The sequence below is a fragment of the Candidatus Viridilinea mediisalina genome, from assembly GCF_002532535.1.
Lineage (GTDB): Bacteria > Chloroflexota > Chloroflexia > Chloroflexales > Chloroflexaceae > Viridilinea > Viridilinea mediisalina.
Genome location: NZ_NQWI01000165.1, coordinates 1 through 4,441, shown reverse-complemented (window position 1 = coordinate 4,441; position 4,441 = coordinate 1). Strand labels below are relative to the sequence as shown.

Genomic DNA, 4,441 nt, shown 5'->3' with positions numbered 1-4,441 from the left:
CCCCGGCTTTTCAGACAGCTTCTAAGGTGAGTAAGCAATAACACGAAACAGTTACGCACCTCGTCCACAAGTTGCGCCCCAAAAGAGATGAACTTCTGGTAAGATTTAACTGTTAGGCTAGGCTTCGCCCGGTAGGGCTAGGCTGCGAACCCGCTTTTTTCTTCCCCCTTGGCGGTGAAGCTGCCAAGGGGGAAGAAAAAATGTTCTATGGAAAGCAGGAGCGCAATGGGTAACAAGGAGCAATTCCATGCATATCCTCGTAGCAGATGACGATATTCCTAGTGTTAAACTTACGTCCTTTGTCCTCGAAGAGGCGGGCTATCGTGTCTGCAAAGCCTATGATGCTCAAGGCATCTTACAAGCAGTTGAGCAGCACAAACCCGATCTCATCCTCCTTGATGTGATGATGCCCAAATCGAGTGGCTTTGACATTTGTCGTCAGATTCGCCGCAATTCGGATGTGCCAATCATCTTCCTTTCTGGTCGTTCGCAACTCCAAGATCGGGTGATGGGCTTGCAGATTGGCGGCGATGACTACTTGGTGAAGCCCTATGAACCTTCAGAACTGTTAGCACGGGTTGAAGCGGTGTTACGGCGACGGAATAGCGACATGCTCAACCCCTCGTCGCGCTTGAGTCAGGGTGAAATTACGCTCGATCCGGTTGAACATAAGGTTCTCTTTGCAAATGGCCGGATTGTAGAGTTGACACCGCTGGAGTTTCGTCTGCTATACTATCTCATGAAAAACTCTGGACGTATTCTAAACATAAGTCAGATTTTAAGCAAGGTCTGGGGTTACGATTACGAAGGTGAGAGTAACCTCGTCGCCGTCTATATTCGTCGCTTGCGCACCAAGGTTGAACCTGACCCAGAACACCCCCGTCATGTTGTGACCGTGCGTAACTTGGGCTATAAGTTTGAGCCTTGAGTTGAAGGCTGGGTGCTGCTGGCATTTGTTGTATGATCCTATATGCCATCATAAATCTTGGCCTGATCTGGGCGTTGCGACGCTTCAGAGCGGCTGATCAGCGGCAAACCTTTCGGGCTTTGCTCATTGCTTCAGTAATGAGCGATCTGGCCCTTGTTGGCTATTTGCTGCTTTTTGTTGGCCCACTCACATTAGCGATCTTTCCAAGCTATCTGGTCATGGGCCTCAAGGCCTTCTATTTCCGCGAATTCGCCCTCTGGCCCATCGTGATCCCGCTGCTGCTTGGGCCGCTCAATGTAGCAGCGCTCTATGTGTCTGAACGTGTGGCCCTGTTGAACCCTGAACATTGGTTCGTCTTGATTGGTCTGATGGGCGGAACCCTTGGCTTTGTGGTGCTGTTGCTGGTTATCGCCGAGCAGCGCCTTGGCCACATTGAGCGCCTCAGCGCGAACTTGGCTGAGGCACAGAGCGACCATCTCGCCCAAGTAGCCGAGCTTGAAGCCTCGAATAACGATCTGCGGGTGCGGAATCGCCGTCAGCAGGCACTCGAAGAGAGCCTGCGGGCGATTACTGGTTCGTTGAGCCTTGATGCGGTCTTGAGCCAAATCCTTGATAGCCTTGTTCAAATGCTTGGGGCTCAACGGGTTAGTGCGGCGGCCTTGAGCAAAACGCTAGGCGAGCAGTTTACCCACGCAACACTGAGTAACGATCAACGCATGAATGTACGCACCGACTGGGCTGAAGTACTCGCCCGTCGCGCTGTGGCTCAAGGTACATCAATCATCGTAACCAATGTGCAACCCGATTCGCCATGGCATAGTCTCGCTGAATTCGGGATTAAATCGGCTCTGAGCGTGCCCCTGATAGACCCCGGTGGTAAACTGTTGGGTGCCCTAACGGTCGTTGGGGTTGAGACAAGTCTCTTTACTGATACCGATGCACGCCACTTAACCTCGTTTAGTATCCAGGCGAGTGTAGCCATCCATAACGCCGAATTGCATACCAAGCTTGCCCGGCAGGGACACCTGCTTGAGGCAGTCCTCAATGATATTGGCGATGGGCTCTTGGTGCTGAATGAGCAGGGCGCGCCCATTTTGGCTAATCCGTTGGCCTACCGCGCCTTGCAGCATAGCGATGCTCAACACGGCGGACTGCGTGAACAATTGGAACAATTGAATCAAACCCTTCGTCTAAATGGGCAGACGGTCGAGAGCATGGCGCTACAAGTCGGTTCAGAGGAGCAGGAGCGCCACTATCTGCTGTACGGTTCGCTAGTGCAGGTTGATGCCGAACAACAGAGTTTTGTGGCCTTTACCCTGCACGATACCACCGAACAGAAACGCCAAGAACAGCGCCAGGTCGAATTTATCTCGATGGTTTCCCACGAACTGCGTAACCCGCTCCATACGCTCATTGGCTTCCTCAAGGTAGTCGTCCAAGAGCGCGTGGGGCCGCTAAACGAGAACCAACAGGAGTTCTTGGGTCTTGCGGCTGATCGCGCCGATGAACTGAATCGCCGCATCACCGAACTGTTAGAGTTTAATCGCCTAGAATCTGGGCATCTGCGGCTGCAACTGCATTGGGCTAACCTGCACAGCTTGATCACCACCACCTGCAACCGCTTTCAGGTACAGGCTGAACAGTTTGGTCTGCACGTTACCACTGAGTTGCCCGACCAGTTGCCTGAGATTTTGATGGATAACCAACGGATCGATCAAGTGCTTACCAATCTGGTCGAAAATGCCCTGAAGGCGACGCCAGCGGGTGGGCATGTGAGGCTTAGTGCCCAAGTGAACGCAAGCGAGGTACTCGTGCATGTCACCGATACGGGGGTTGGGGTACCAGCCGATCAGCAGCAGAAGATCTTTAGTCGCTTCTATCGCCTAGAACATAAATCGGCCCAACATGGGGCTCACCTGGGGCTTGGCCTCGCAATCTGCCAGCAAATTATTGAAGGCCATAATGGGCGCATCTGGGTCGAAAGCGAAGAGGGCCAAGGCAGCCGCTTTACCTTCACCCTGCCCCTCGTCCATCGTGAGCAGACGCTCAATAAGGTCGTGGTGTGATCGGAACAAGGATAGAGAAAATAGGGCAAGAGCGTACAGCCCATCCCTGATGAATAAACTGTCATCTCGCGCAGCCATAGTTTTCATTAACGATTTATCTACGTCTTGGCGTTGAATATGGTATAGTATCAGCCAAGTTTACGTGTGCAGCTTATCAGATGGTATACTTGGGAAATGAGGTGTTCCCTTGAATATAGCTCTTATCGCGCTGCCTGCGCCGGGGAAGCCCAACTACCCACCCCTTACGCTTGCATACTTGGCAACCCTGCTTGAACAGCGCCGCCATATTGTACGCATCTACGATCTTGGTTTAAGCCCAGAGGTTCCCTTTACCGATGCGTTCAAACCACTCCACTCTTTTCGTCCCCGGGTGGTGCTGATTGCAGGCGAACTGCCTGAAACAATCAATGCGGCGGTTGCCGCACTGCCCCGTAGCAGTGAAATGCGCAGCCTCTCAATCCAGATGAGCCGCAGTGGTCTTGATGCGCCCCACGTTTGTGCTAGTCTCCTCGCTTGGTTTGATCAGCACTATGGGGCCAGTGAGTCAACCACCTCGCTCAGTGTTGATACGCTGCCCCTGCCGGCGCGCCACCTGCTTTCCTTGGAGGGGTACCATTTGCGTGCCGTTGGTGGTGAGTTGCAAACCACCCTGATCGTTGGTGCGGTTGAACCCAACGGGCACTTTGTGTTACGGAATCCTGCCCAACTTGTAGCTGAATTACGTAGCGTCTCATCTGAATTTGGCCTACGCCACTACCTCATTCCCGATTTCGATCTTACCCGTGAACGCCCTTGGCTCGATGAGTTGCTTGCCCGTCTCTGTGAAGCGAACTTAGGTGTAGGCTGGGAGGCCAATGTCCAGTTTGAACAACTTGATGCCAAGCTGATTGGCCAGATGGCGCAGGCGGGCTGCGAAGGCTTCTGTTTGCACCTTGATGCTGCCAACCTCTTTGAGTCAACGTCTGCCCGCGAGGCGCTACGCGTCGTCGTGACCCATGCCCGTCAGCATGAGATCTTTGTCCGCGCTTGGCTCACCCTAGCGCCACCCTATGAGTCCATCGCGCAACTGGTTGATGTGGCTGCTACCTTTAGCCTCGACGAGGTTCACTTTGACGTAGCGCACGATGATGCTGCCGAAGTTGGGGCTGATGAGGGCCAACTGCGCGAAATGGCGCGACAGATCTACGACCAAGTACGTGATCGGCAGCGCCTGATCGAACGCTTTGGCTCGCCCTTGGGCAACCTCATTTGGCGCGTGCGCTCGCTGCGCGGCTCTTCGTCGCCGCATGAGGGCCATTTGTTGGCGTGAGGCGAGAGGCGAGAGGCGAGAAGGCGGGAGGCGAGAAGGCGGGAGGCGAGAAGGCGGGAGGCTTTCAGGTATAGAGTTTTTGAGAAGCTTTGGATGCGGTGTCAAGAGTTTTCTCATGCAACGCGAACCAACGACCTG

The 4,441-nt window shown here is 53.9% G+C and carries 3 protein-coding genes; all 3 read left to right on the top strand.

Annotated features, from left to right (window positions below; translation table 11 throughout):
- The first annotated feature begins 247 nt into the window (after positions 1-247).
- The 3 genes from CJ255_RS20115 to CJ255_RS20105 all read left to right on the top strand — a co-directional run bounded on the left by CJ255_RS20115 (position 248) and on the right by CJ255_RS20105 (position 4,303).
- Complete coding sequence (locus CJ255_RS20115) at positions 248-928, top strand: response regulator transcription factor (protein ID WP_097645872.1); 681 nt, start codon at positions 248-250, stop codon at positions 926-928.
- Between the two features lie 32 nt (positions 929-960).
- Positions 961-2,994: an ATP-binding protein gene (locus tag CJ255_RS20110; protein ID WP_097645871.1), complete on the top strand. Its 2,034-nt coding sequence runs from the start codon at positions 961-963 to the stop codon at positions 2,992-2,994.
- Positions 2,995-3,181: 187 nt separating this feature from the next.
- A complete protein-coding gene (locus CJ255_RS20105) occupies positions 3,182-4,303 on the top strand; it encodes a radical SAM protein (RefSeq protein ID WP_097645870.1) in 1,122 nt (373 codons plus the stop codon).
- The last annotated feature ends 138 nt before the right edge of the window (positions 4,304-4,441 follow it).